The following is a 22,162-nucleotide window of genomic DNA, read 5'->3' as shown; positions in this document are numbered from 1 at the left end:
ATATAATGTTAATTTCGTTGGATTGGTTGAAGCAATATGTCGATATAAAAGAGGACATAAAAGAGCTAGAAAAAACTTTGACTATGATTGGTCAAGAGGTTGAAGCTGTAGAAGAGCAAGGGAAAGAATTAGCAAAAGTAGTTATAGGACAGATAACAGAGTATAAAAAACATCCTGAAGCTGAAAAGTTAACGCTTTTAAAAGTCAATATAGGTGTTGAAGAGGAACTACAAATAGTATGTGGAGCTACAAATCATAAGCTAGGAGACAAAGTTGTTGTAGCAACCATTGGAGCGGTTTTACCTGGAGATTTCAAAATAAAAAAGAGTAAAATAAGAGGTATAGAGTCCCAAGGAATGCTTTGTTCTGAGGTAGAACTTGGACTTGGAAATGATGGGGATGGAATTATAATTCTTCCAGAAGATGCACCATTAGGTGTTGAATACAGAGTTTATAAAAAATTAAATGATGTAATTTTTGAATTAGAAATAACACCTAATAGACCAGATTGTTTATCTTATATAGGAATAGCTAGGGAGATAGCAGCTTACTATGGAAGAAAAATAAAATGTCCTGAGTTTGAATCTAAAAAAATTATAGAGAGTATAAATACGGGACATATAGATGTAAGAATAGAGGATAAAGAGAGATGTAAAAGATTCTCAGGGAAAGTTATAAGAAATATAAAGGTAGAGGAGTCGCCAGAGTGGTTAAAAAATAGATTGATTTCAATGGGACTAAAACCAATAAACAATGTTGTGGATGCGACAAATTATATTCTATTTGAATGTAACCAACCTCTACATGCCTATGATTTAACAAAAATCAACGACAGAAAAATAGTTGTGAGAAAAGCCTTAAATGGTGAAAAAATAGTAACACTAGATGGAGTTGAAAGAGAGTTAAATAAAGGTGAACTTGTCATTGCAGATGCTGAAAAACCTTTAGGAATAGCTGGAATAATGGGTGGAGAATCAAGTAAAGTGACAGAGGAAACTACTGAAATTTTCTTAGAATGTGCATATTTTACTCCAGAAAATATAAGAAAAACATCTAAAGAGTTAGGGTTATCAAGTGATTCTTCTTATAGATTTGAAAGAGGATTAGATATAGAAAATACTGCTGAAGTTTTAGAAAGAGCAGCAGATTTAATTTCTCAATTGACAGGTGGAGAAGTTTTAGAGGGATATATTGATAAATATATTGAAAAATATGAAAAAATAGAGATTCCTTTAAATATTGAAAAATTGAGAAAGTTTATGGGGAAAAATATAGAGATTGATGTAGTAGGAAAAATACTAACTAATCTAGGAATAAATATAAAAACATTAAATTCGACAACAATAATAGCAACACCGCCATCTTATAGAGGAGATTTGACTAGAACAGCAGATCTTTATGAAGAGATAATAAGAATGCATGGTTTTGATAACATAGAAAACAAAATGCCAGAAGAAAATATAAGACCTGGAGTTAAAGATACAACGACAGTTATAGTTGATGAGGCCAAGGAGATATTAGCAAAGTTAGGTCTACAAGAAGTAATAAACTATAGTTTTATTTCAAAAGAGGCGATAAAGATGTTAGGAATAACAGAACCAGTTTTAGAGATAACAAATCCAATCAGTGATGATATGGCGATTATGAGACCAACGCTAATTTATAGCTTATTAACAAATATAAGAGATAACTTAAATAGAAATCAAAATGGCTTAAAATTCTTTGAAGTATCTAGAGTGTTTACTCCAAAAGAGGATGGACTGGCAAATGAAACATTGAGAGCTTCAATAGCTCTTGCAGGAAAGAGTTTTAAGACATTGTGGAATCCAAAGCCAGAAGCAATGGATTTCTACACTATAAAGGGATTTGTTGAAAAGTTTTTAGAGTATATGGGAGTAAACAGATACCAATTAGATAGATCAGAAGATACTAACTTCCATCCGGGAAGAAGTGCGGATATAAGAATAGGAAAAGTTAAAATAGGAACTTTTGGAGAGATTCATCCAGAGTTAGCAGAAAATATGGACATTAAAAGAGAAAGAACATATGTGGCTGAACTTGATTTAACTACTCTATTAAACTATAGAGCTAAAAAAGTTAAGTATGAGAGAATTGTAAAATATCCTGAAGTTACTAGAGACTTAGCAGTTGTTTTAGATAGAGATGTACTAGTTGGTAAGATGTTAGAAGATATCAAGAAGTCATCAAATCTAATTGAAAGCGTTGCTATATTTGACGTTTACCAAGGAGAGAAAATAGAGGCTGACAAGAAATCAGTCGCTATAAGCATCATTTTAAGAAAGAAGGATGGAACTCTTGAGGAAAGCGATATCAATATAACTGTTGATAATATCTTGAAATTGATAGCTAAAAACTACAATGGAGAGATTAGACAGTAAAATTTTTAATTAAAAGTTCAGGAGGAAAAATGGATTCACTAAGAGAATTATTTAAGGTTGGAAATGGACCATCAAGCTCTCATACAATGGGGCCAGAGAGAGCAGCAAAAAGATTTAAGGCAGAAAACCCAAATGCAACGAGTTTTAGAGTGGAATTATATGGGTCACTTGCATTAACAGGGAAAGGGCACTTAACAGATTTTATAATAATAGAGACGTTAAAGCCAAAATCTACAGAAATAGTATGGATGCCAGAGTATGTTCATCCGTATCACACTAACGGTATGAAGTTTATTGCTTTAGATAATGAAGGAAACGAGTTAAATTCTTGGTTAGTATTCTCTGTTGGTGGAGGAACTATAATGGAGGAAGGACAACAAAGACAGGGTGGATCAAAAGTTTATTCTTTTGGAACAATGACTGAAATTATGTCATGGTGTGAAAAAAATAAAAAAGAGTTATGGGAGTTTGTCACTGAAAGTGAAGGGGAATCAATTTGGTACTTCTTAGATCAAATAAGAACAGCATTAGAGGAGTCTGTTCAATCAGGGCTCTCTAAAAATGGTATTTTACCGGGAACGATAAGATTACAAAGAAGAGCTCAATCATTCTACAGAAAAGCAAGAAATGATAAATCAAGAGGTGGATTTGTTGGAAGAATTTTTGCTTATACACTGGCTGTGTCAGAAGAGAATGGAGGGGGAGGTAGAGTTGTTACTGCCCCAACTTGTGGAGCTGCTGGGGTAATTCCTGGACTGATGTATGCTTTAAAAGAGGAGTATAACTTAACGAATGAAGAAGTATTAAAAGGTCTTGCTATAGCTGGACTAATCGGTAATATTATAAAAGAAAATGCTACAATATCTGGAGCAGAGGGTGGATGCCAAGCAGAAGTTGGATCGGCTTGTGCTATGGCAGCAGCAATGGCATGTTTTATACTAGGTGGATCATTGGAGCAAATAGAGTATGCAGCTGAAATGGCGTTAGAGCATCATCTAGGATTGACATGTGATCCAGTTGGAGGGTATGTTCAAATTCCTTGTATAGAGAGAAATGCAGCAGCGGCAGTAAGAGCCTTGGATGCGGCACAGTATGCTTTATATACAGATGGAAAACATAGTATTTCTTTTGATCAAGTTGTAAAGACTATGGGAGAGACAGGAAGAGACTTAAAGGAGGAGTATAAAGAAACTTCTCTAGGAGGACTTGCAAAATATCATTTTGATGGTAATTGCTAATAGAACCTTTAGAAAGAGAGAATCTATGATTCTCTCTTTCTTTGTAGTTAATATTGAGGAGGAAAAATGAAATTAATAGTTGGATTGGGAAATCCCGGAAAAGAGTACGAGGGAACAAGACATAATATTGGGTTTGATATAGTTGATGATTTTGCTAAGAAAAATGGATTTAATCCATTCAAAGAAAAATTTCAAGGACTGCTATCAGAAAAAATGATGAATGGAGAAAAAGTTATTTTATTAAAACCTCAAACGTATATGAATTTGAGTGGTAATTCAATAATTCAAGTTGTTAAATTTTATAAAATAAATCCAGTAGAAGATTTGGTGGTAGTTTATGACGATATGGATTTACCTCTGGGAAAATTAAGAGTAAAAGTGAATGGAAGTGCTGGTGGTCACAATGGAATAAAATCTATAATCTCGCATTTGGGTCAAAATTTTGTAAGAGTAAAGTGCGGGATAGGAAAAGCAAAAAATAAAGACGAAAACATCAATTTTGTTTTAGGTAGATTTACAAAAGAGGAGTCAGAAGCGATAACACCTATGTTTTTAAGTGTGATATCTCTACTTGATGATGTATTAAAAAACACTCAAATGGATAAAATTATGCAGAAATATAACAAAAAGTAACACAAAAAAGCAAAAAAACAGTTCAAAAAAGTTGTTAAATACAAATAAATATGTTATTCTAACAATGGAATATAGTTTGTTAACTACAAAGGAGGGAATATTTTTATGAAATTCTTCGGATTCAAAGGGGGAGTACATCCACCTGAAAATAAAATCCAAACAGAAAATCAAGCCGTAGAGATTTTAATAGCACCAAAAATGATTTTCATCCCACTTCTTCAGCACATAGGGGTTCCTTTAACGCCTTGCGTAGAGATAGGGGAAAGAGTTTTAAAAGGGCAAATGATCGCTAACTCAGAAGCTTTTTTATCGGTTCCTGTGCATGCGTCAGTGAGTGGTATAGTAAAAAAAATTGAAAATTTACCATTTCCATTAATGGGAAATGTGCAAACAATTGTAATTGAAAATGATGAGCAAGATGAATGGATAGATTTAGAGAAGTTTCCAAAATGGGAAAGTTTAACAAAAGATGAGCTGCTAAAAGTGATAAGAGCTAAGGGAGTTGTAGGACTTGGTGGAGCAGCTTTTCCAACGCACGTAAAATTAAATCCACCAGCGGATGTAAAAATAGAGACACTATTACTCAATGGTGCTGAATGTGAGCCATATTTGAATTCTGACAATAGAGTTATGATTGAAGAACCTTTAAAAATAGTAGAAGGCATAAAAATAATAAAACATATATTGAATGTAAACCGTGCTATTATTGGAATTGAAGATAATAAACCAGAGGCAATAAAAGCTATGAAAGAAGCTTGCCAAGGAACGAATATAGAGGTTATGTCATTGAAGACTATGTATCCACAAGGTGGAGAGAAAGCACTGATAAAAGCTATTTTAAATAAAGAGGTGCCATCAGGAAAGCTACCTTCAGCAGTTGGTGTTGTTGTAAATAATACAACGACAGCAGCGGCAATATATGATGCGGTTGTAAATGGGTTACCACTGATAGATAAAGTTGTAACTGTTTCTGGAAAAGCTGTGGAAGAGCCTAAAAATTTAAAAGTGGCTATTGGATCACCTATATCAGCACTTTTGCAAAATTGTAGATATAAAGAAGATGAAGTGGAAAAAATAGTAATGGGCGGACCTATGATGGGTATGGCTCAATTGACTTTAGAAGTTCCTGTTATAAAAGGGACTTCAGGAGTACTGGCTTTAACAAAACAAGAAATAAATTACTGTAAGCCTAAGTCTTGTATAGGTTGTGGAAAGTGTATAGATGCGTGTCCTATGTCATTAGAACCAGTAATGTATGCTAGATTAGCTGAGTTTTCACAGTGGGAAGAGATGGCGAAGTATCATTTGATGGATTGTATAGAGTGCGGTTCTTGTGCTTATATATGTCCAGCTAATAGACCATTGACAGAAGCGATAAAAATTGGAAAAGCTAAACTTAGAACAATGAAAAAGTAGGAGGAAAAAAAAGTGGCGAAAATTTTAAAGGTGGGGCCATCGCCTCATATAAGAACTAAGGAAACTGTTGATGATGTAATGTATGATGTAATAATAGCATTACTTCCAGCACTTTTAGCGGCATGCTATTTTTTTGGAATTAGGGCGATAGTGGTAACAGCGGTATCTATTCTATCATGTATGGTGACTGAGTTTGTGTGTCAAAAGTTAATGAAACAAGACGTACAAATTTTTGATGGAAGTGCCATTATAACAGGAATTTTATATGCTTTTGTAATACCACCATATATGTCTTTAATATATGTTGTAGTTGGAGCAGTAGTTTCGATAGCTCTAGGGAAAATGGTGTTTGGTGGATTAGGACATAATATATTTAATCCAGCTTTAGTTGGAAGAGCATTTGTTCAAGCCTCTTGGCCAGTTGCAATAACAACATTTATGTATGATGATGTGGGGGGAGCTACCCTTTTAGATGCAATGAAAAGAGGTCTAGCGACGGATAGTGCTTTAATAGAGGGAGGAAACCTATATTTGAATACATTTATAGGTAGAATGGGTGGATGTTTAGGAGAAACATCTGTTTTAGCTATTCTTTTAGGAGGGTTATATTTAATCTATAAAAAACAGATAGATTGGAAAGTTCCAACAATAATGATTGGAACAGTATTTATAGCTTCTTTAATAGCAGGAGCAAATCCATTTTTACATATTTTTTCGGGAGGATTATTTTTAGGAGCGTTTTTCATGGCAACAGATATGGTAACTTCCCCACATACGACTAAAGGAAGGGCTATTTTTGCTTTTGGAATTGGAGTTTTGGTGTCATTAATTAGATTTAAAGGTGGTTACCCGGAAGGAGTAGCATACTCAATTCTTATAATGAATGGATTTGTACCATTAATAAATCGATATACAAGCCCTAAAAAATTTGGGGAGGTAAGATAATGGAAAGAAATAGATTTATACATTATAGTATCGTTTTAACGCTTATAGCGTCAATTTCTGCTGGAATTTTATCCGTAGTCAATGGGGCAACACAGAAAGTTATAAAAGAAAATGAAAGAGCGGCAGTAAATGCAGCGAGAATAATGGTTTTACCAAAAGCTGAATCATTTGATGAAAATGCAACAGTGAAAGTAGATGAATTGGAATTTATTCCTGGAAATGGATCGGATGGAAAACCTGTGGGATATGTGGTTACAGTTTCTCAGCCGGGATACGCTGCTAATATAGATTTCGTATTGGGAATTGACAGAAGAGGAAGAGTAACAGGATTAAATATAATAGGTAGCCAAGAGACACCAGGTTTAGGGTCAAAAATATTAGATTCAGAATGGCAAAAGAAAGCTATTGGAAAGGATGCTTCTTATGAATTCAATAAATCAGCAGATGGATTTGCAGGAGCAACAATATCACCAAGTGCCGTTTATACAGGGATTAAAAGAGCTCTAAATAGCTTTAATAGTGGGGTGAATAAAAAATAATGGCAAAGTCAAATAAAGAGATATTATTAAATGGAATAATAAAAGAAAATCCAGTATTTGTACTTTTACTTGGGTTGTGTCCAACATTAGGTGTTACATCATCATCAATAAATGGTATGGCAATGGGGCTTGCAACAATGTCAGTAATAATTTTTTCAAATATGTTAATATCAATGATAAAAAGTTTTATTCCTGATAAGGTTAGAATACCAGCCTTTATTATGGTAATAGCGTCATTGGTTACCATAGTGGAAATGGTTATGAAAGCATATTTGCCAGATTTATATAAAGTTTTAGGACTATTTATTCCTTTGATTGTTGTTAACTGTATTGTACTTGGTAGAGCTGAAAGTTTCGCTTCAAAAAATACTGTTTTTAAATCAATATTGGATGGAATTGGGGCAGGATTAGGATTTACATTGGCTCTAACTCTATTAGGAACAATCAGAGAAATTTTAGGAAATGGAACAGCATTTGGAATACCTGTAACACCAGCGTCCTTTACACCAGCTTTAATATTTATATTGGCACCTGGTGCGTTTATAACAATTGGTTTTATAATCGCTACTCAGAATTATATTAAAGCTAAAAAGAGTGGGGTGAAATAAAAAATGGATTTTGCAAAAATATTCAGTTTAATAATAACAGCAATTTTTATTCAAAATATAATATTTGCTAAATTTTTAGGAATTTGTCCGTTCATGGGAGTTTCTAAAAAGGTAGAGTCATCAATTGGAATGGGTATGGCAGTAACTTTTGTTATGGCATTAGCTTCTGGAGTAACTTGGACAATCTATAACTATTTGTTAGTACCACTACAATTGGAGTATTTACAGACAATAGCTTTTATATTGATAATAGCTTCATTGGTTCAATTTGTGGAGATGGCAATTCAGAAAACTTCACCAAATTTATACAAAGCTCTAGGTGTTTTCTTGCCACTTATAACAACAAACTGTGCGGTGCTAGGTATTGCCATTTTAAATATTCAACAGGAATATAACTTTATAGAATCTGTTATAAATGGAGCAGCTGTAGCAATTGGTTTTACATTAGCTTTAGTGCTATTGGCGGGAATAAGGGAAAGAATAGAATATGCAGCTATTCCAGGACCATTTAAAGGAGTTCCTATTGCATTTATTTCAGCAGGACTTTTAGCAATGGCTTTTATGGGATTCAGCGGAATGCAAATATAGATTGGAGGTAGGTTAATGGAATCGATATTATTTCCTGTTTTATCATTGGGAGGAACAGGGTTAGCAATGGGACTATTTTTAGCCTATGCTTCTAAGAAGTTTGAAGTGAAGGTTGATGAAAAGGTAGAAGCTATTCAAGAGATACTTCCCGGAATAAATTGTGGAGCGTGTGGATATCCGGGGTGCTCTGGTTATGCTGAAGCTATCGCTTTAAATGGTGCAGAAATGACAGCCTGCTCGCCAGGAGGACCGGCAGTAGCAGAGGAAATAGCGAAAGTTATGGGGGCTACGGTTGACACATCTGGACCCAAAATGGTAGCAAAGTTACTATGTCAGGGTGACTGTACAAGAACAAGCAAAACATATGAATTTGAAGGAGAACTAACAACTTGTGCTGCGATAAATTTGTATGCAGGCGGAGATAAATCTTGTAAATACGGTTGTTTGGGATATGGGGATTGTGTTAAGGTTTGTCCAGTAGATGCGATAACAGTTACCGAAAAAGGGATTGTAAATATAGATGAAGAGAAGTGTGTATCATGTAAAAAATGTGTAACAACATGTCCAAAAAGATTGATAGAGATGTTACCGTTGGATAAAAGAGTGACGGTTAATTGTATGTCAAGAGATAAGGGTGTAGTTGCTAGAAAATCTTGTACAGTTGCATGTATAGCTTGTGGACTTTGTCAAAAAGCCTGTCCGGTAGATGCAATTGAAATAAAAAATAATGTGGCGAGAATAAATCCAGAGAAATGTGTAGAGTGTGGACTGTGTGCTGTAAAATGTCCAACTAAAGCTATCAATAGCGAAGTTAAAGAGATAAAGAAGGCAGAGATAATTGAGGAGAAATGTATAGGTTGTTCTGCTTGTGCCAGAGTTTGTCCGATGAAGTGTATAGAGGGAGAGATTAAGCAGAAGTACAAAATAGATCAATCAAAATGTATAGGTTGTCAGTTGTGCTATGATAAATGTAAGTTCTCTGCTATAAAAATGAATATTCAAAATATATAAAAAAGATGAGGGGTTCCTCATCTTTTTCACTTTACAGCGATAACTTCAATTTCAACTTTAACATCTCTAGGTAATCTGGCAACTTCAACACACGCCCTAGCAGGTTTAACTTCTCCTAAATATTCTGCGTAAACTTCATTGATAGCAGCAAAATCGTTCATGTCTTTAATGAAAACTCCAGCTTTAACAACGTCTTTTAATGAGTATCCAGCCTCTTCTAAAATTGCTTTAACGTTTTCTAGAGACTGTTTAGTTTGTTCTTTAACATCATCAGATACGATAGTCATAGTTTCAGGGACGAATGGAATTTGTCCAGAAACATATAGTGTCCCATTTACTTCGATTGCTTGTGAGTAAGGACCAATAGCTGCAGGAGCTTTGCTAGTGTTGATAACTTTTTTCATTATAAATACCTCCCAGTTAAATTTAGATAATCAAATTCTAACATAAAATTATTACATAAACAACCTACAAAATACTAATTTGTAGGAGGTATAGAAATAACGTTTGTGAAGAAAGGTTCATGTTTTTATAAAAAATATTCAGATAAAAAACTGAAAAGAAATAATAATGTAAAGTATAGATTAAATGTGTTAAACATATGTTGAAATGTTTTAAAAATAAACATAAATTTTAAAAAAATACTTTACTTTTTATAAAATGTAAGGTATAATCAATTCTGTGAGAAAAAAGTCAAAATTGATATATTGTTATTTTTTTAACAAGTATATCGAAGGAAAGAGGGAAAATGGAATTATTAAAAGGTACAGTATTATTATTATTGGTTTTAGCATTTTTTACTGGATTTAGTTTAAAAGCACCAAAAGGAATGAAAGCTATGGGAGCGTTAGCAGGAGCAGCGACAGCAAGTTTCTTAGTAGAAGCTTTTCAATTATATGTTGGTGGAGATCTTTTAGGAATTAAATTTTTAGGAGAGGTTGGGGCGTCAGCAGGATCAATGGGAGGAGTTGCAGCAGCAACTTTAGTACCATTAGCTTTAGGAGTGAGCCCAGTTTATGCCGTTATGTTAGGTGTAGTTTGTGGAGGAATGGGAATCATCCCTGGATTTATTGCCGGATATGTAATGTCATTTATTATTCCTAAATTAGAAGAAAAAATTCCTGATGGATTGGATTTAATAGTAATTATTTGTTTAGCAGCACCTTTAGGAAGAGGAATAGCTCAGTTTGTTTCTCCGGGAGTTACATTTGCTTTACAAACGATTGGAGATATAATTATAGCAGCTCAATCGGCTAGTCCGTACGTAATGGCATTTATCTTGGGAGGAGTTATAACAGTGGTTGCTACAGCTCCAATAAGTTCAATGGCTTTAACAGCAATGTTAGGATTAACTGGTTTACCAATGGCAATAGGAGCATTGTCAGTAATGGCATCGTCATTTATGAATTATGTATTCTTCGATAGAATGAAATTTGGAGATAGATCGATAACAATAGCAGTAGCTATTGAGCCATTGACTCAAGCAGATATAATTTCTGCAAATCCAATTCCAGTGTTTGCTACAAACTTCATTGGTGGAGGAATAGCTGGTATGATAGTAAACTACTTTGGATTAATCAACAATGCAACTGGAACAGCTACACCAATCGCTGGATTCGCAGTAATGTTTGGATTTAATCCTGCTAAAGAGGTATTAATAACAGCTGGATTGTGTGCGGTAGCTGGTATAGCAACAGGATATGTGGGATCAATTGTATTTAAAAATTATAAAATTAAGACTGTTGCCGAAATAAGAGGGTAATAGCTATTAAAAAAGTTCCAGTTCTGCTGGAACTTTTTTTTAGTAAAAGTTTGATAAATTATAAAAAATAATGTATACTCATAAAAATATACAAAAAATAAAAAAAGGGGGAAAAAATGAACACAAAGACGAAGGGAAATTTTACGGGATTGATTCCTTTTTTAGTTTTCGTTGGACTCTATTTAGGAAGTGGAATTATTTTAGATTCTATGGGTGTAGAGTTGGCGTTTTATCAATTGCCAGCACCAATTGCTATTTTTCCTGGAATAGTTGTAGCTTTTTTATTGTTCAGAGGTAGCATAAAAGAGAAATTTGAAACTTTTTTAGAAGGGTGTGGGCATCAGGATATTATAACAATGTGTATAATATATTTATTAGCTGGTGGCTTTGCAATTGTATCGAAATCCATAGGTGGAGTAGATTCAACAGTTAACTTAGGATTGACATATGTACCTTCTCATTATATAGCTCCAGGATTATTTGTAATTGCCGGATTTATTTCAACAGCCACAGGGACATCTGTGGGTTCAATTGTATCTTTGGCACCGATAGCTGTTGGATTGGCAGAAAAAAGTGGAGTTTCAATGTCATTGGTTTTGGCAGCTTTAATGGGTGGAGCAATGTTTGGAGACAACCTTTCAATAATTTCTGATACAACAATTGCTGCAACAAGAACTCAAGGCGTTGATATGAAAGACAAATTCAAAGTAAATATAAAAATTGCAGCACCTGCAGCAATTTTGACGTTGATACTTCTAATAATTTTTGGAAGACCTGAAATAGCTCCAGAAACTGAGGTATATGCTTTTAATATAATAAAAGTTCTACCATATATATTTGTTTTAACTCTTTCTTTAATAGGGATAAACGTTTTTGTGGTGTTGACAGCAGGAATAGCACTGTCTGGAGCTATAGGATTATTCTACGGAGACTTTACTTGGTTGGGATATGCCAAGGAAATTTACAATGGGTTCACAGGGATGACGGAGATATTTTTATTATCTCTTTTGACGGGTGGATTGGCTTCATTGGTGACAAAAGCTGGTGGAGTAGATTGGATAATGAGTGCAATTGAAAGAAGAATAAAAGGAGTCAAAAGTGCCCAAATAGGAATGGCTCTGTTGGTTACTTTAACGGATATGGCTGTAGCAAATAACACCGTAGCTATAATAATAAATGGACCAATAGCTAAGACGATATCTGATAAATATGGGGTAGACCCTAAAAAAAGTGCGTCAGTTTTAGATATATTTTCGTGTATTGCTCAGGGAGCGATTCCTTATGGAGCTCAGATGCTTATAATGCTGAGTTTTGCAGGAGGCAAAGTTTCTCCGTTTGATATAATACCATTGTTATGGTATCAAATGATACTGGGTGTATTTACAGTGATATATATATTTTATAATCCAAAAGAATCGTAAAGAGGAAGATGTCAGATGTCAGTTTCTAAAAATTATCTTTATAACGTTCTACTAATAATAAGTAATACAATTTTTCCAATAATAACTTTTCCATATGTATCTCGGGTATTGATGCCGGAGTACTTGGGAAAGGTATACTTTGTACAAGGTGTTGTAGCCTATTTTTTAATCCTTTCAGTCTTGGGAGCTCCAAATTATGGAATAAAGGAGTTATCTAAAGCTAGAGGAATCGGAGATTGGCTCGAATTTAAAAAAATATTTACAGAGTTATTTGTAATGACAATTTTAAGCAGTGTGGGTTCTTTAGCTCTTTTATTAATCACAGTTCAAATATATGGAAAGTTCTATCAAGAGAGATTAATATTTTATATTTTTGCAATTCAAGTCTTGTTTGAGTGTTTTCATATAAATCATTTTTTTGTTGTTATGGAAAATCATAAAAGAAGATTAATAAGATCATTCACAATTAGAATTTTATCACTGGGATTTTTGTTTTATTTTATAAAAACTCCAAAGGATTATTATCTATATGCTTCACTTTTAGTGGTTCCAGAGGTATTGGCAAGAATCATAGATGTAATTAGTATGAGAAAATATTTTTATTTTAAGAATTTGAATTTCAAAAGACATACGAAGAGTATGTTAATAATTTTTCTATATATTTTTACGATAGGTATATATGGAAGTATTGATACAACAATGTTGGGGATTATGGTGGACGATAGTGAAGTTGGATTGTATACGGCAGCTGTTAAAATGTATAAGATGGTGTTACCAGTGATTTTAACTTTAGGGACAGTGTTATCGCCTAGAATAATTGGAGCTATCAAGAAAAAGGAAAAAGAGAATATATATATAAATATGGATATTTTTATAGATTACTGCTTTATAGTTGGAGTTCCAGCGACTTTATTAATGATGATTTTAGCCAGAGAGTTCACACTTTTATTCTCTGGTCCAGATTTTAAAGGGGCAATAGAAACAATGATTATAATGTCGCCATGTTTAGGTTTTTTAGCCTTGGGTTCTTTTATTGGTGGACAGGTTTTATTACCAAATGATTTAGAAAAAGATATATTGATAATATCCATACTTGGTGTAATCTTAAATATAGGACTGAACTATTTTTTTATTCCAGTTTACTTGAGGAATGGAGCAGCTTTAGCAACCTTGATCACTGAAATAATAGTTGCATTAATCAAAGTTAGAAAAATGAAGAAATTGTATAAGGATTATAAACTTTTGACAAAAGATAGAGTTATTACAGTTCTTGTTGGAATTGCAATAGCCTATGGAATATATTTAAAAGTTGGATACATCAGAAATTTTGGAAATTTAGTATCTTTATTAACAGTTCCTGTAATATATGGAATTCTATATTTCTCTATACTTATTGTATTGAAAAATAAGAGAATTTTAAGTTGGATTGGATTGATAAAAAAAAGATTGCATATTTAGTGCAATCTTTTTATTTTTTAAAGGTAAGTAACTTATCACGATAATACTCATATTGTCTTTGACGTGCCTCTATCTCTGCCGGTAATCCTATTTTAATATCATTTACAAGAGTATCAAATCTATCAAGGATATCCACAATACGCTGTTGCTCTTCAAGAGAGGGTAAGGGAATTTCTAACTTATAAAATTTGTTATGGGGTAAATCAGGAACTGTACCTCCTGATGCAGTATGTAATAATTTTCTAAACATCACTTGACTATTTAAAAAATAATACATATACCTTTTATTAATTGTATTAAAACAATTTACTTTAAAGAAATTATTATGAAAGCATCCATGAACCCCAGTTATAATTTTTCCTGTACTCCCCGTACGAGTAACTAAGATACAAATTACACTTTCATTAGGATTTTCAATATAGTACTTGTCTTCGTTATCGCCTTTAAGAAATTGAACTGTTATATAAAAATACCTATTCTCTCCATTTTCTGTTTTTCTTTGATTTATTGGTATTTGTAATCCTTGATTAACAGTACAAACATCTTTTAATAAAACTCTTGGATATTTTGAATCAAATAAAAGAGTTGTTTCAAAATATTCGTACTGTTGTTTTCTCATTGTAAGCTCAGTTGTAAGCTCAGTTGTAAGCTCAGCAAATGTATCTAAAATACGCACAATCTCCTCTTGTACTGGTAGCGGTGGGATTGGAAAAGAAATTTTATTTAACACTGCTTGTGTCAAACTTGGTACTCCACCAGCAATATTATATTTCTCAAGATGTTCTTTTTGCAGATAATAAAAAACAAATTTTGGAATTACAATATCTGTATATATTTCTGTGTAAAAAATTGTATCTACTGTCCAAAATGGTTTTTCTACATAATATAATTTGTCTATAGACCCTTTTCTAGGAATTAATACTGATGGTTTATTTAAAACAAAAACATCTATATATGCTATAATACCTCCAGAACCATAAACTGGAATATTGCCTTCTTTAAATTGTTTGTAATCTTTTCCATTTTTTATTTTAAGAACATCTGATAAAGTTTTATACTCAACTCCATTAGGACAAAGCTTGTTGATAAGTTGTTCCAATTTACTCATACGATTTCACCTGTTGAACTACGAACAGCATTGACTATTTTCCAAATTTGTGATTGTAATTCAGCTCTTTGTGTACTTGACATTTTTTCCTCCATCTATTTCATAAGCAACTTTATAACCCATAGAGGTTTCTGCTTGAATTCTTACCCTATTTTATGAGTTTACTGGAAGCACTTTAATTACTTTTTTTCTATTTTTACTTTTTAACTGATTTTAGCATTAATACAAACGGGTGTCAAGAAGGTTCATCTAGAGGCGAGAGACTTCTCGCCCTAATATTGTTAAAAGGAAAATACTCGAATAAAGCCACAGAAAATTGTTTTAATAATAATTACGATAAATTTGTTGAAAAAATTGAAAAAAAGATTATAGTATAAGTAATTATGAAGCTGTTTATTATATAAATACTTTATTAAAAAAGGAGGTTTTATAGTGGATAAATTTGTAGAATTAGATTTTCAAGGTAAACTCCAAGAAATAGAGGTAAGTTTAAAGAATAAGAACAGATTTAATGAGTATCAACTTTATTATAACTCTTTATGCCAAAAAGATATTTTTTTAGAGGATGAAGTAATCGAAGTTAATAAAGTTTTTAAAGAAAAGTTAGAAGCTGATGGAGAACACGAGTTTTTAGAAGCTTTAATACGTGTGGGTTTTTTTGATGAGTAAGTCTTTTGGACAAACTAGTTCAAAAAAAAGAAAAAATGACTATCAAATGTTTATAATTTGACAGTCATTTACTTATAATTTTTTCATTTATACATTTTATCTAAATTTTCTTTTAGTTTTGAGATGCTGTTATTATTTAAGTGTACGATTGGTATATTTTGAGTTTTACAAACTTTATTACAGTTATTTAAAAGATTGTGACTAACTAAGTTAGTAAAGATTATGCACATTTCACAATTTTTAATTTTTTTACAGAAATTTGGACATTGAGTATTGTAAACTTTTCCTTTTAAATTATAAGATTTTAATAGTTCTAAGTACTCTCGCTCTCCCCTTTTTAAGCCACCAACAATAGCAATCATTTCCTTTACCTCCCTTTTTTATGAAACTTTTATATTCTTTTTATTTTTAAATTGTATATATCTATCGCATTGTTTTTTTCTATCATATCCTAACATTATTCCAAGAATAAAGTCTTCTTCAGCTGAATATTCAGATAAATTAGGTTTGTCAATCTTTTTTATAACATTGATACAAGATTCGTCACCAAAAAAAACGTTGTATCTCCCATTTTTCAATTTATATATTTTATAAGCAATCTTTTTTGTCTCTAATTTGTTTTCTACAAAACTTAATAAGTCTTCAGAAATAGTGTGTAATATTAGATTTCTTATCCCTTTTTCAAATTCATATATATGATGAATAAAAACTTCCATAGATTACCTCCAAAAATTTGATATATAAATATTAACACAACATATTTTAAATGTCAATTATTTTTATTATCAAAGTATTTTTATAAAAAAATAAAGTGATAATCCACTTTATTTTTTGAATATTAAATTTTCTATAATTCCCGCTACTCCACTATTATTATTCGAAGTTGAAATGAATTTACAAATATTTTTTATTTCAGATTTTGCATTTCCAACACACGTAGGCATACCAACTATTTTAAGCATAGGTAAATCGTTATAAGAATCACCTATAGCAATTATTTCATTTTGAGCTATACCTAATTTTTTAGCTAGTTTGAGTAGTGAACTGCCTTTGTCAATACCAAGTTTTGTGACTTCTAAAAAAAAGGGTTTAGATATAGAAATAGAAAATTCATTTCCAAGTTCATCTTTTAATTTTTCTTCAACCTGTTTTAAATATTTTGGTTCTGCTAGTAAAATACATTTAACACAATCTTTATCGATAGTAGCTTTGAAATTTTTTACTTTTTCAAAGGGCATTTTAGTCAGTTCAACTTCAACCTCAATATATGAGCTATAATCTTCAGAGACAATTGAGTCATCCAAATAGGTAATTATTTCAACATTATTTTTTTTGCTGAAATCATACAGAAGGTGGATGTCTTCTTTAGTGAGAGTCTCTTCTGAAATATTTTGATTAGTTTTGCAATTAGTTATAATAGAACCGTTATAGGAAAGAATAAAGCTACCGAATTTATCCAGTTTTAATTCTTGTGCTAAATCCCTCATTGCATATGTAGGTCTGCCAGAAGCAAGGACAAATATAACTCCATTTTCTTGAGCTTTTATTATGGCTTCTTTATCTTTATCAGATATTTTACCGTGAGAATTTAAAAGAGTATCATCAAGGTCACTAACAATCATTTTATATTTCATTTTTATCCTCCAAAAGTTTTATAAAGAGTTTAACTCCTTCAAGAAGAACTTTTTCATCAAAATTAAATGATGAGCTATGCAAAGGTGAAATAAAATTTTTCTCTTTATTTCTAGTTCCTAATAGAAAAAATATTCCGGGGATTTTTTCTTGATAAAAAGAAAAATCTTCAGCTAAAGCTAAAGTTTCTCCTTGAATAAAATTAAAACTTTTGGAAATTTTTAGGAAATTATTATAAAGAGTTTCATCATTTATAACAGGGGGATAAAGAACTCTAAATTCTTCCTCTATTTTAATGTTGAATGCGATTTCAATTCCGTTATGTATTTTTTTCATTCTTTCTATGATCAAATCGGTATCTTCTTGGGAATATGTTCTAATTGTACCATAAAAATCTATAGAGCTAGAGATTATATTTCTGGTTGTTCCACCGTTTATTTTACCAACCGTTATGACTCCAGCATTGAATGGAGAGAGATTTCTAGAAATAATACTTTGATAAGAATCTATAATTTTAGTGAAAGGTATAAGAGGATCGATTGTTTTTTGAGGCATTCCTCCGTGACCACCTTTCCCGATAACTCTGCAGTCAAATTCTGTAGCTTGAGCAAAAAAAGGACCTGCCTTAGTTGAAATAGTTCCCTCTTCTAAATCTGGAAATAGATGGAAAGAATATATTTCTTTAACATTGAATTTTTCTAAAATTCCACTTTCACATATGAATTTGGCTCCTCCTGGTCCTTCTTCAGCAGGTTGAAATATCAATAAGATGCTATAGTTTTGTGTTGGTTTTGTTGTTAAATATTTGGCAAAAGTCAAAAGAGTAGCGCTATGTCCATCATGTCCACAAGCGTGCATAAAACCGTTGTGCTTTGAAGTAAACGTACAATTAGTTTCCTCTTGAATTGCAAGTGCATCTATATCAGCCCTAAAAGCAATACACTCTTTTTTTATTCCTGGAATATATAGGTAAACACCAGTTTCACAAATTGTATTTGGAGAATATCCCATACTTTTTAATGTACTTATTATATACTCTTGAGTTTTAAACTCTTTAAAACCTATTTCGGGGATTTGATGTAGGTCTCTTCTATATTTTGTAATTTCATCTAACAAGAAATTCATAATTACCTCCTCTGTATAATTATTTAAATAATAGTATTATTTTTTTATAAAGACAAATATATATATTAATAATTCATATTTTATGAACTGATTAGAGATTGTAGATATAGTTATTAAAAACGGTTAGAGTAAAAAAATAGAACAAAAAAAATAAAAAATTGATAAATTAAAAATCACTCATAAAAGAAGTAAAATATAGAAAATAGCAAAAGAGGTGAATTTATTGTGAGGATAGTATTAAAATATGGTGGAAGTTCGGTAGCTACTTTGGAAAAGATATCAAAGATAGCGAATTATATAAAGGAATTGAAAGAAAAAATAGATGAAATAGTGGTAGTGGTTTCAGCAATGGGAAAAACAACAGATGAATTGTTAAAAAAAGCATATTCTTTGGCGAGTGTTCCTAACAAAAGAGAGATTGATATGTTGATAAGTACAGGAGAGCAACAAAGTGCGGCGTTATTATCGCTGTCTTTAAATTCGATAGGATGTAATGCTATTTCGTATACAGGATATCAGATTGGTTTAAAAACATTTGGTGAACATGGTAACAGTGAGATTGTGAGTATAGATAAAGAGTTCTTAGAAAATCAATTAAAAGAGCAAAAGATAGTTATAGTAGCTGGATTTCAAGGGGTTAATGAAAGTGGAGATATAACGACTTTGGGAAGAGGTGGGTCAGACACAACAGCAGTAGCTCTAGCCGGAATTTTAGGATGTGAGTGTAAAATTTATACAGATGTAGATGGAGTTTATACTGACGATCCAAAAAAAAATAGTTTAGCTACTAAAATTGAAAAAATATCTTATGATGAGATGGCAAAAATGTCAAGAAATGGTGCGAAAGTTATGGAAGCAAAGGCGGTAATGATCGGCAAAAAGTATGGAGTTCCAATTTTTGTGGGTGAAAGCCTTGGGAGTGAAAAAGGAACTTATATAGTAGAGTAAGAAAAAAGTGAGAAATGAATTGAAATTTTTAAACATAAAAGATAAGATAAGGATAGTGGTAAAGAATAATTCAGTGATGGAGGTAGACGAATGTTTAAAGGATCAGGAGTAGCGCTGGTAACACCATTTAATGAAGATATGAGTGTGAATTATTCAAAAGTGTCAGAATTAGTGGAATATCATTGTCAAAATAATACAGATGCTCTTATAATACTGGGAACAACAGGAGAAGCGAGTACACTCACAGATAATGAAAAAGTTAAAATAGTGGAAACTGTGATAGAAGTAAATAGAAAGAGACTACCGATAATAGTTGGAGCAGGTAGTAATAACACAATTCAAGCGATAGAGATAGCAAAAAAATATGAAAAATTAGGTGTTGATGGATTATTATTGGTAACTCCTTATTATAATAAAGGGAATGAGGATGGTATATATAAACACTTTGTATCTATAGCTGAATTTGTGAACTTACCAATAATGCTATACAATGTTCCCGGAAGAACAGGGGTTAACTTGTCAATTAATCTATTAAAAAAGTTGGCCAAACATAAAAATATAGTAGCTTTAAAAGAGGCTAGTGGTGATATATCATATGCTTGTGAAGTTGCAAGATCAGTACCTGGGTTGGCATTGTATTCAGGAAATGATGATATAATTATACCCTTAATGTCAATTGGTGCTGTTGGAGCAGTTTCAGTTTTAGCCAACATAGAGCCTAAAGTGGTTCATAATATGATCTATAGTTTTTTTAATGGGGATGTAAAAGAAGCACAAAGAATACAGCTGAGATACAACGGTTTAGTTAAGTCATTATTTGTAGAGGTCAATCCTATTCCAGTAAAAGAAGCAATGAATATTTTAGGAAGAAATGTTGGAAAATGTCGTTTACCTTTAGGTGATATGGATGAAAAGAACATATCTATATTGAGAAAAGAACTTGGAGAAGTGGGTGAAATGCTTTGAAAGTAGCTGTACACGGGACAGGGGCAATGGGAAAAATTCTTAAAAAGGTTGGAGCGGATAAAATAGTTGCTTTTGTAGATGATATCAAAGAGATAGATATTGAAAAAAAAATAGATGTTGTTATAGATTTTTCACATTTTAGTAAGATAAACGATTTATTGGATGGATGTGTGGAGAGAGGGTATCCATTAGTGATATGCACAACAGGATATAGCGAGGAAGTTTTAGAAAAAATTATAGAAACCTCCAAAAAGATACCTATATTATTATCATCCAATACATCTCTAGGAATCGCCGCTATAAATGATGTGTTGGAAGAATTGGTTCAAAAATTAGAAGAAAGTTTCGATATAGAAATAATAGAAAAACATCATAATAAAAAAATAGATTCGCCTAGCGGAACAGCGGTTACATTTACAGAAAATATTCAGAACTCTTTACGTGAAAAATATAGTGTTATTTATGGTAGAGAGGGTGTGGGTAAAAGAGCAAAGAAAGAGATTGGTGTTCATTCAGTGAGAGGTGGAACGATTGTAGGCGAACATACAATTATTTTTGCAGGAGAAGATGAAGTAGTGGAGATATCACATAAGGCTTTATCTAAAAAAATATTTGCAGTTGGTGCCTTAAAATGTGCCGAATTTCTTATAGGAAAACAACCAGAATTATATACAATGAAAGATATTTTTGATTAGGAGAGTGGTACAAAAATGAAATTAGAAACATCCGAAGAGTTGATAAGTTTTATAAAAAATTCTCAGAAAAAAACGCTATCGAAGGCTTATATAAATGGAGTAATAGAATTTAAAAATGACAATATTTTTTTATTTAAAGGCGAAGAGAGTAGCATTTTAATTGGAGATTGGAAAGAGATTGAAGCTGTAATAGAAGAAAATAAACAAAATATAAAGAACTATTTTGTAGAAAATATTGCGAGAAATTCAGGAGTTCCTCTTCTTGATATTAAAAATATAAACGCAAGAATTGAACCAGGTGCAGTAATAAGAGATAGAGTAAAAATTGGTGATAATGCTGTCATAATGATGGGCGCAATTGTAAATATTGGAGCAGAGATTGGGGAAGAAACTATGATAGATATGAACGCTGTACTTGGCGGGAGGGCTATTGTAGGAAAAAGATGTCATATAGGTGCAGGAACGGTATTGGCTGGTGTAATAGAGCCACCATCAGCTCAACCAGTGATAGTGGAAGATGATGTTGTGATTGGTGCGAATGCGGTTATAATTGAAGGAGTGAGAGTAGGAAAAGGTGCTGTTGTAGCGGCAGGAGCTGTTGTTTTACAAGATGTTCCTGCGGGTGCTGTTGTAGCGGGAAATCCTGCTAAAATTGTAAAATTAAAAGATGAGAAAACAGACGAAAAAACAAAGTTGATTGACGATTTAAGAAAATAAAAAATGATTTTGAAGGTAGAAAAGATAATAATTTTCTATCTTTTTTTTATATTTAAGAAAAAAATAAAAAAACTTGTTGACGAAGTTCAAAATTTATGGTACTATAATTTTTGTCAGCGGGAAACACCGCCGGCAAGAATTATTGAAGGACATTAGCAACCGAATAGAGAAAATAGTCAGAAGTTATGAAAATAACAAAATGCCAGAAATGGCAAACCAATAAATGGTGTAAACGTAAAGTCTTTGGACTTTAAATATATTTGAATGAAGAGTTTGATCCTGGC

23 protein-coding genes are annotated in these 22,162 nt (G+C 32.1%); 17 read left to right on the top strand and 6 right to left on the bottom strand.

Features of this window, described 5'->3' with window-relative positions; translation table 11 throughout:
- The first annotated feature begins 5 nt into the window (after positions 1 to 5).
- The 9 genes from pheT (at position 6) to ACWI69_RS06420 (ending at position 9,377) form a co-directional block, all read left to right on the top strand.
- Entirely contained in the window at positions 6 to 2,399 is a 2,394-nt protein-coding gene (pheT, locus tag ACWI69_RS06460) for a phenylalanine--tRNA ligase subunit beta (protein ID WP_448821030.1), read from the top strand.
- Positions 2,400 to 2,428: 29 nt separating this feature from the next.
- A complete protein-coding gene (locus ACWI69_RS06455) occupies positions 2,429 to 3,637 on the top strand; it encodes an L-serine ammonia-lyase (RefSeq protein ID WP_448821029.1) in 1,209 nt (402 codons plus the stop codon).
- Positions 3,638 to 3,703: 66 nt separating this feature from the next.
- Entirely contained in the window at positions 3,704 to 4,270 is a 567-nt protein-coding gene (gene pth, locus ACWI69_RS06450) for an aminoacyl-tRNA hydrolase (protein WP_448821028.1), read from the top strand.
- A gap of 105 nt (positions 4,271 to 4,375) precedes the next feature.
- Positions 4,376 to 5,686, top strand: coding sequence for an electron transport complex subunit RsxC (gene rsxC, locus ACWI69_RS06445; protein WP_448821027.1), 1,311 nt, complete (start codon positions 4,376 to 4,378; stop codon positions 5,684 to 5,686).
- Between the two features lie 12 nt (positions 5,687 to 5,698).
- Positions 5,699 to 6,631 carry an RnfABCDGE type electron transport complex subunit D gene (locus ACWI69_RS06440; protein ID WP_448821026.1) on the top strand — a complete coding sequence of 311 codons (933 nt, stop codon included), beginning with the start codon at positions 5,699 to 5,701 and terminating at the stop codon, positions 6,629 to 6,631.
- Positions 6,631 to 7,170 carry an RnfABCDGE type electron transport complex subunit G gene (locus ACWI69_RS06435; protein ID WP_448821025.1) on the top strand — a complete coding sequence of 180 codons (540 nt, stop codon included), beginning with the start codon at positions 6,631 to 6,633 and terminating at the stop codon, positions 7,168 to 7,170. The genes ACWI69_RS06440 and ACWI69_RS06435 overlap by 1 nt, the downstream gene beginning before the upstream one ends.
- On the top strand, positions 7,170 to 7,778 hold the full coding sequence (locus ACWI69_RS06430; protein WP_448821024.1) for an RnfABCDGE type electron transport complex subunit E: 609 nt from the start codon (positions 7,170 to 7,172) through the stop codon (positions 7,776 to 7,778). Before ACWI69_RS06435 ends, ACWI69_RS06430 begins: the two co-directional genes overlap by 1 nt.
- 3 nt (positions 7,779 to 7,781) lie before the next feature.
- Entirely contained in the window at positions 7,782 to 8,366 is a 585-nt protein-coding gene (gene rsxA / locus ACWI69_RS06425) for an electron transport complex subunit RsxA (protein WP_448821023.1), read from the top strand.
- A 15-nt stretch (positions 8,367 to 8,381) separates the two neighbouring features.
- Positions 8,382 to 9,377, top strand: coding sequence for an RnfABCDGE type electron transport complex subunit B (locus ACWI69_RS06420; protein ID WP_448821022.1), 996 nt, complete (start codon positions 8,382 to 8,384; stop codon positions 9,375 to 9,377).
- Between the two features lie 26 nt (positions 9,378 to 9,403).
- Here the strand turns inward: ACWI69_RS06420 and ACWI69_RS06415 are convergent, their stop codons facing one another.
- Positions 9,404 to 9,781 carry a RidA family protein gene (locus ACWI69_RS06415; protein WP_448821021.1) on the bottom strand — a complete coding sequence of 126 codons (378 nt, stop codon included), beginning with the start codon at positions 9,779 to 9,781 and terminating at the stop codon, positions 9,404 to 9,406.
- Between the two features lie 344 nt (positions 9,782 to 10,125).
- Between ACWI69_RS06415 and ACWI69_RS06410 the strand changes: the two genes are divergently transcribed.
- The 3 genes from ACWI69_RS06410 to ACWI69_RS06400 all read left to right on the top strand — a co-directional run bounded on the left by ACWI69_RS06410 (position 10,126) and on the right by ACWI69_RS06400 (position 14,018).
- Positions 10,126 to 11,139, top strand: a complete 1,014-nt coding sequence (locus tag ACWI69_RS06410; RefSeq protein ID WP_448821020.1) for a PTS sugar transporter subunit IIC — start codon at positions 10,126 to 10,128, stop codon at positions 11,137 to 11,139.
- 116 nt (positions 11,140 to 11,255) lie between these two features.
- A complete protein-coding gene (locus ACWI69_RS06405) occupies positions 11,256 to 12,560 on the top strand; it encodes a Na+/H+ antiporter NhaC family protein (protein WP_448821019.1) in 1,305 nt (434 codons plus the stop codon).
- 15 nt (positions 12,561 to 12,575) lie between these two features.
- Positions 12,576 to 14,018, top strand: coding sequence for a flippase (locus ACWI69_RS06400; RefSeq protein WP_448821018.1), 1,443 nt, complete (start codon positions 12,576 to 12,578; stop codon positions 14,016 to 14,018).
- Positions 14,019 to 14,028: 10 nt separating this feature from the next.
- Here the strand turns inward: ACWI69_RS06400 and ACWI69_RS06395 are convergent, their stop codons facing one another.
- Positions 14,029 to 15,126, bottom strand: a complete 1,098-nt coding sequence (locus ACWI69_RS06395; RefSeq protein WP_448821017.1) for a restriction endonuclease subunit S — start codon at positions 15,124 to 15,126, stop codon at positions 14,029 to 14,031.
- Between the two features lie 432 nt (positions 15,127 to 15,558).
- Between ACWI69_RS06395 and ACWI69_RS06390 the strand changes: the two genes are divergently transcribed.
- The gene (locus ACWI69_RS06390) at positions 15,559 to 15,795 is read left to right on the top strand and encodes a hypothetical protein (RefSeq protein ID WP_448821016.1); all 237 of its coding nucleotides are present in this window, start codon (positions 15,559 to 15,561) and stop codon (positions 15,793 to 15,795) included.
- Between the two features lie 83 nt (positions 15,796 to 15,878).
- Here ACWI69_RS06390 and ACWI69_RS06385 read toward each other — a convergent pair whose 3' ends face one another.
- From ACWI69_RS06385 to ACWI69_RS06370, 4 genes are all read right to left on the bottom strand, one after another.
- Entirely contained in the window at positions 15,879 to 16,157 is a 279-nt protein-coding gene (locus ACWI69_RS06385) for a DUF2325 domain-containing protein (RefSeq protein WP_023050799.1), read from the bottom strand.
- Between the two features lie 18 nt (positions 16,158 to 16,175).
- Positions 16,176 to 16,511: a DUF2023 family protein gene (locus tag ACWI69_RS06380; protein ID WP_448821015.1), complete on the bottom strand. Its 336-nt coding sequence runs from the start codon at positions 16,509 to 16,511 to the stop codon at positions 16,176 to 16,178.
- A gap of 108 nt (positions 16,512 to 16,619) precedes the next feature.
- Positions 16,620 to 17,429 carry a Cof-type HAD-IIB family hydrolase gene (locus ACWI69_RS06375; RefSeq protein WP_448821014.1) on the bottom strand — a complete coding sequence of 270 codons (810 nt, stop codon included), beginning with the start codon at positions 17,427 to 17,429 and terminating at the stop codon, positions 16,620 to 16,622.
- Complete coding sequence (locus tag ACWI69_RS06370; RefSeq protein ID WP_448821013.1) at positions 17,419 to 18,552, bottom strand: M20 metallopeptidase family protein; 1,134 nt, start codon at positions 18,550 to 18,552, stop codon at positions 17,419 to 17,421. The genes ACWI69_RS06375 and ACWI69_RS06370 overlap by 11 nt, the downstream gene beginning before the upstream one ends.
- Positions 18,553 to 18,777: 225 nt before the next feature.
- On the opposite strand from ACWI69_RS06370, the gene ACWI69_RS06365 reads away from it, so the two are divergent.
- From ACWI69_RS06365 to dapD, 4 genes are all read left to right on the top strand, one after another.
- A complete protein-coding gene (locus ACWI69_RS06365; protein WP_448821012.1) occupies positions 18,778 to 19,500 on the top strand; it encodes an amino acid kinase family protein in 723 nt (240 codons plus the stop codon).
- Between the two features lie 90 nt (positions 19,501 to 19,590).
- Positions 19,591 to 20,466 carry a 4-hydroxy-tetrahydrodipicolinate synthase gene (gene dapA / locus ACWI69_RS06360; protein ID WP_448821011.1) on the top strand — a complete coding sequence of 292 codons (876 nt, stop codon included), beginning with the start codon at positions 19,591 to 19,593 and terminating at the stop codon, positions 20,464 to 20,466.
- Positions 20,463 to 21,161, top strand: a complete 699-nt coding sequence (dapB, locus tag ACWI69_RS06355; RefSeq protein WP_448821010.1) for a 4-hydroxy-tetrahydrodipicolinate reductase — start codon at positions 20,463 to 20,465, stop codon at positions 21,159 to 21,161. Before dapA ends, dapB begins: the two co-directional genes overlap by 4 nt.
- A 15-nt stretch (positions 21,162 to 21,176) precedes the next feature.
- Positions 21,177 to 21,878, top strand: coding sequence for a 2,3,4,5-tetrahydropyridine-2,6-dicarboxylate N-acetyltransferase (gene dapD, locus ACWI69_RS06350; protein WP_448821009.1), 702 nt, complete (start codon positions 21,177 to 21,179; stop codon positions 21,876 to 21,878).
- Positions 21,879 to 22,162: the final 284 nt, after the last annotated feature.

The sequence above is a fragment of the Cetobacterium sp. genome, assembly GCF_977044495.1.
This window is presented reverse-complemented; position numbering and strand designations above follow the sequence as displayed.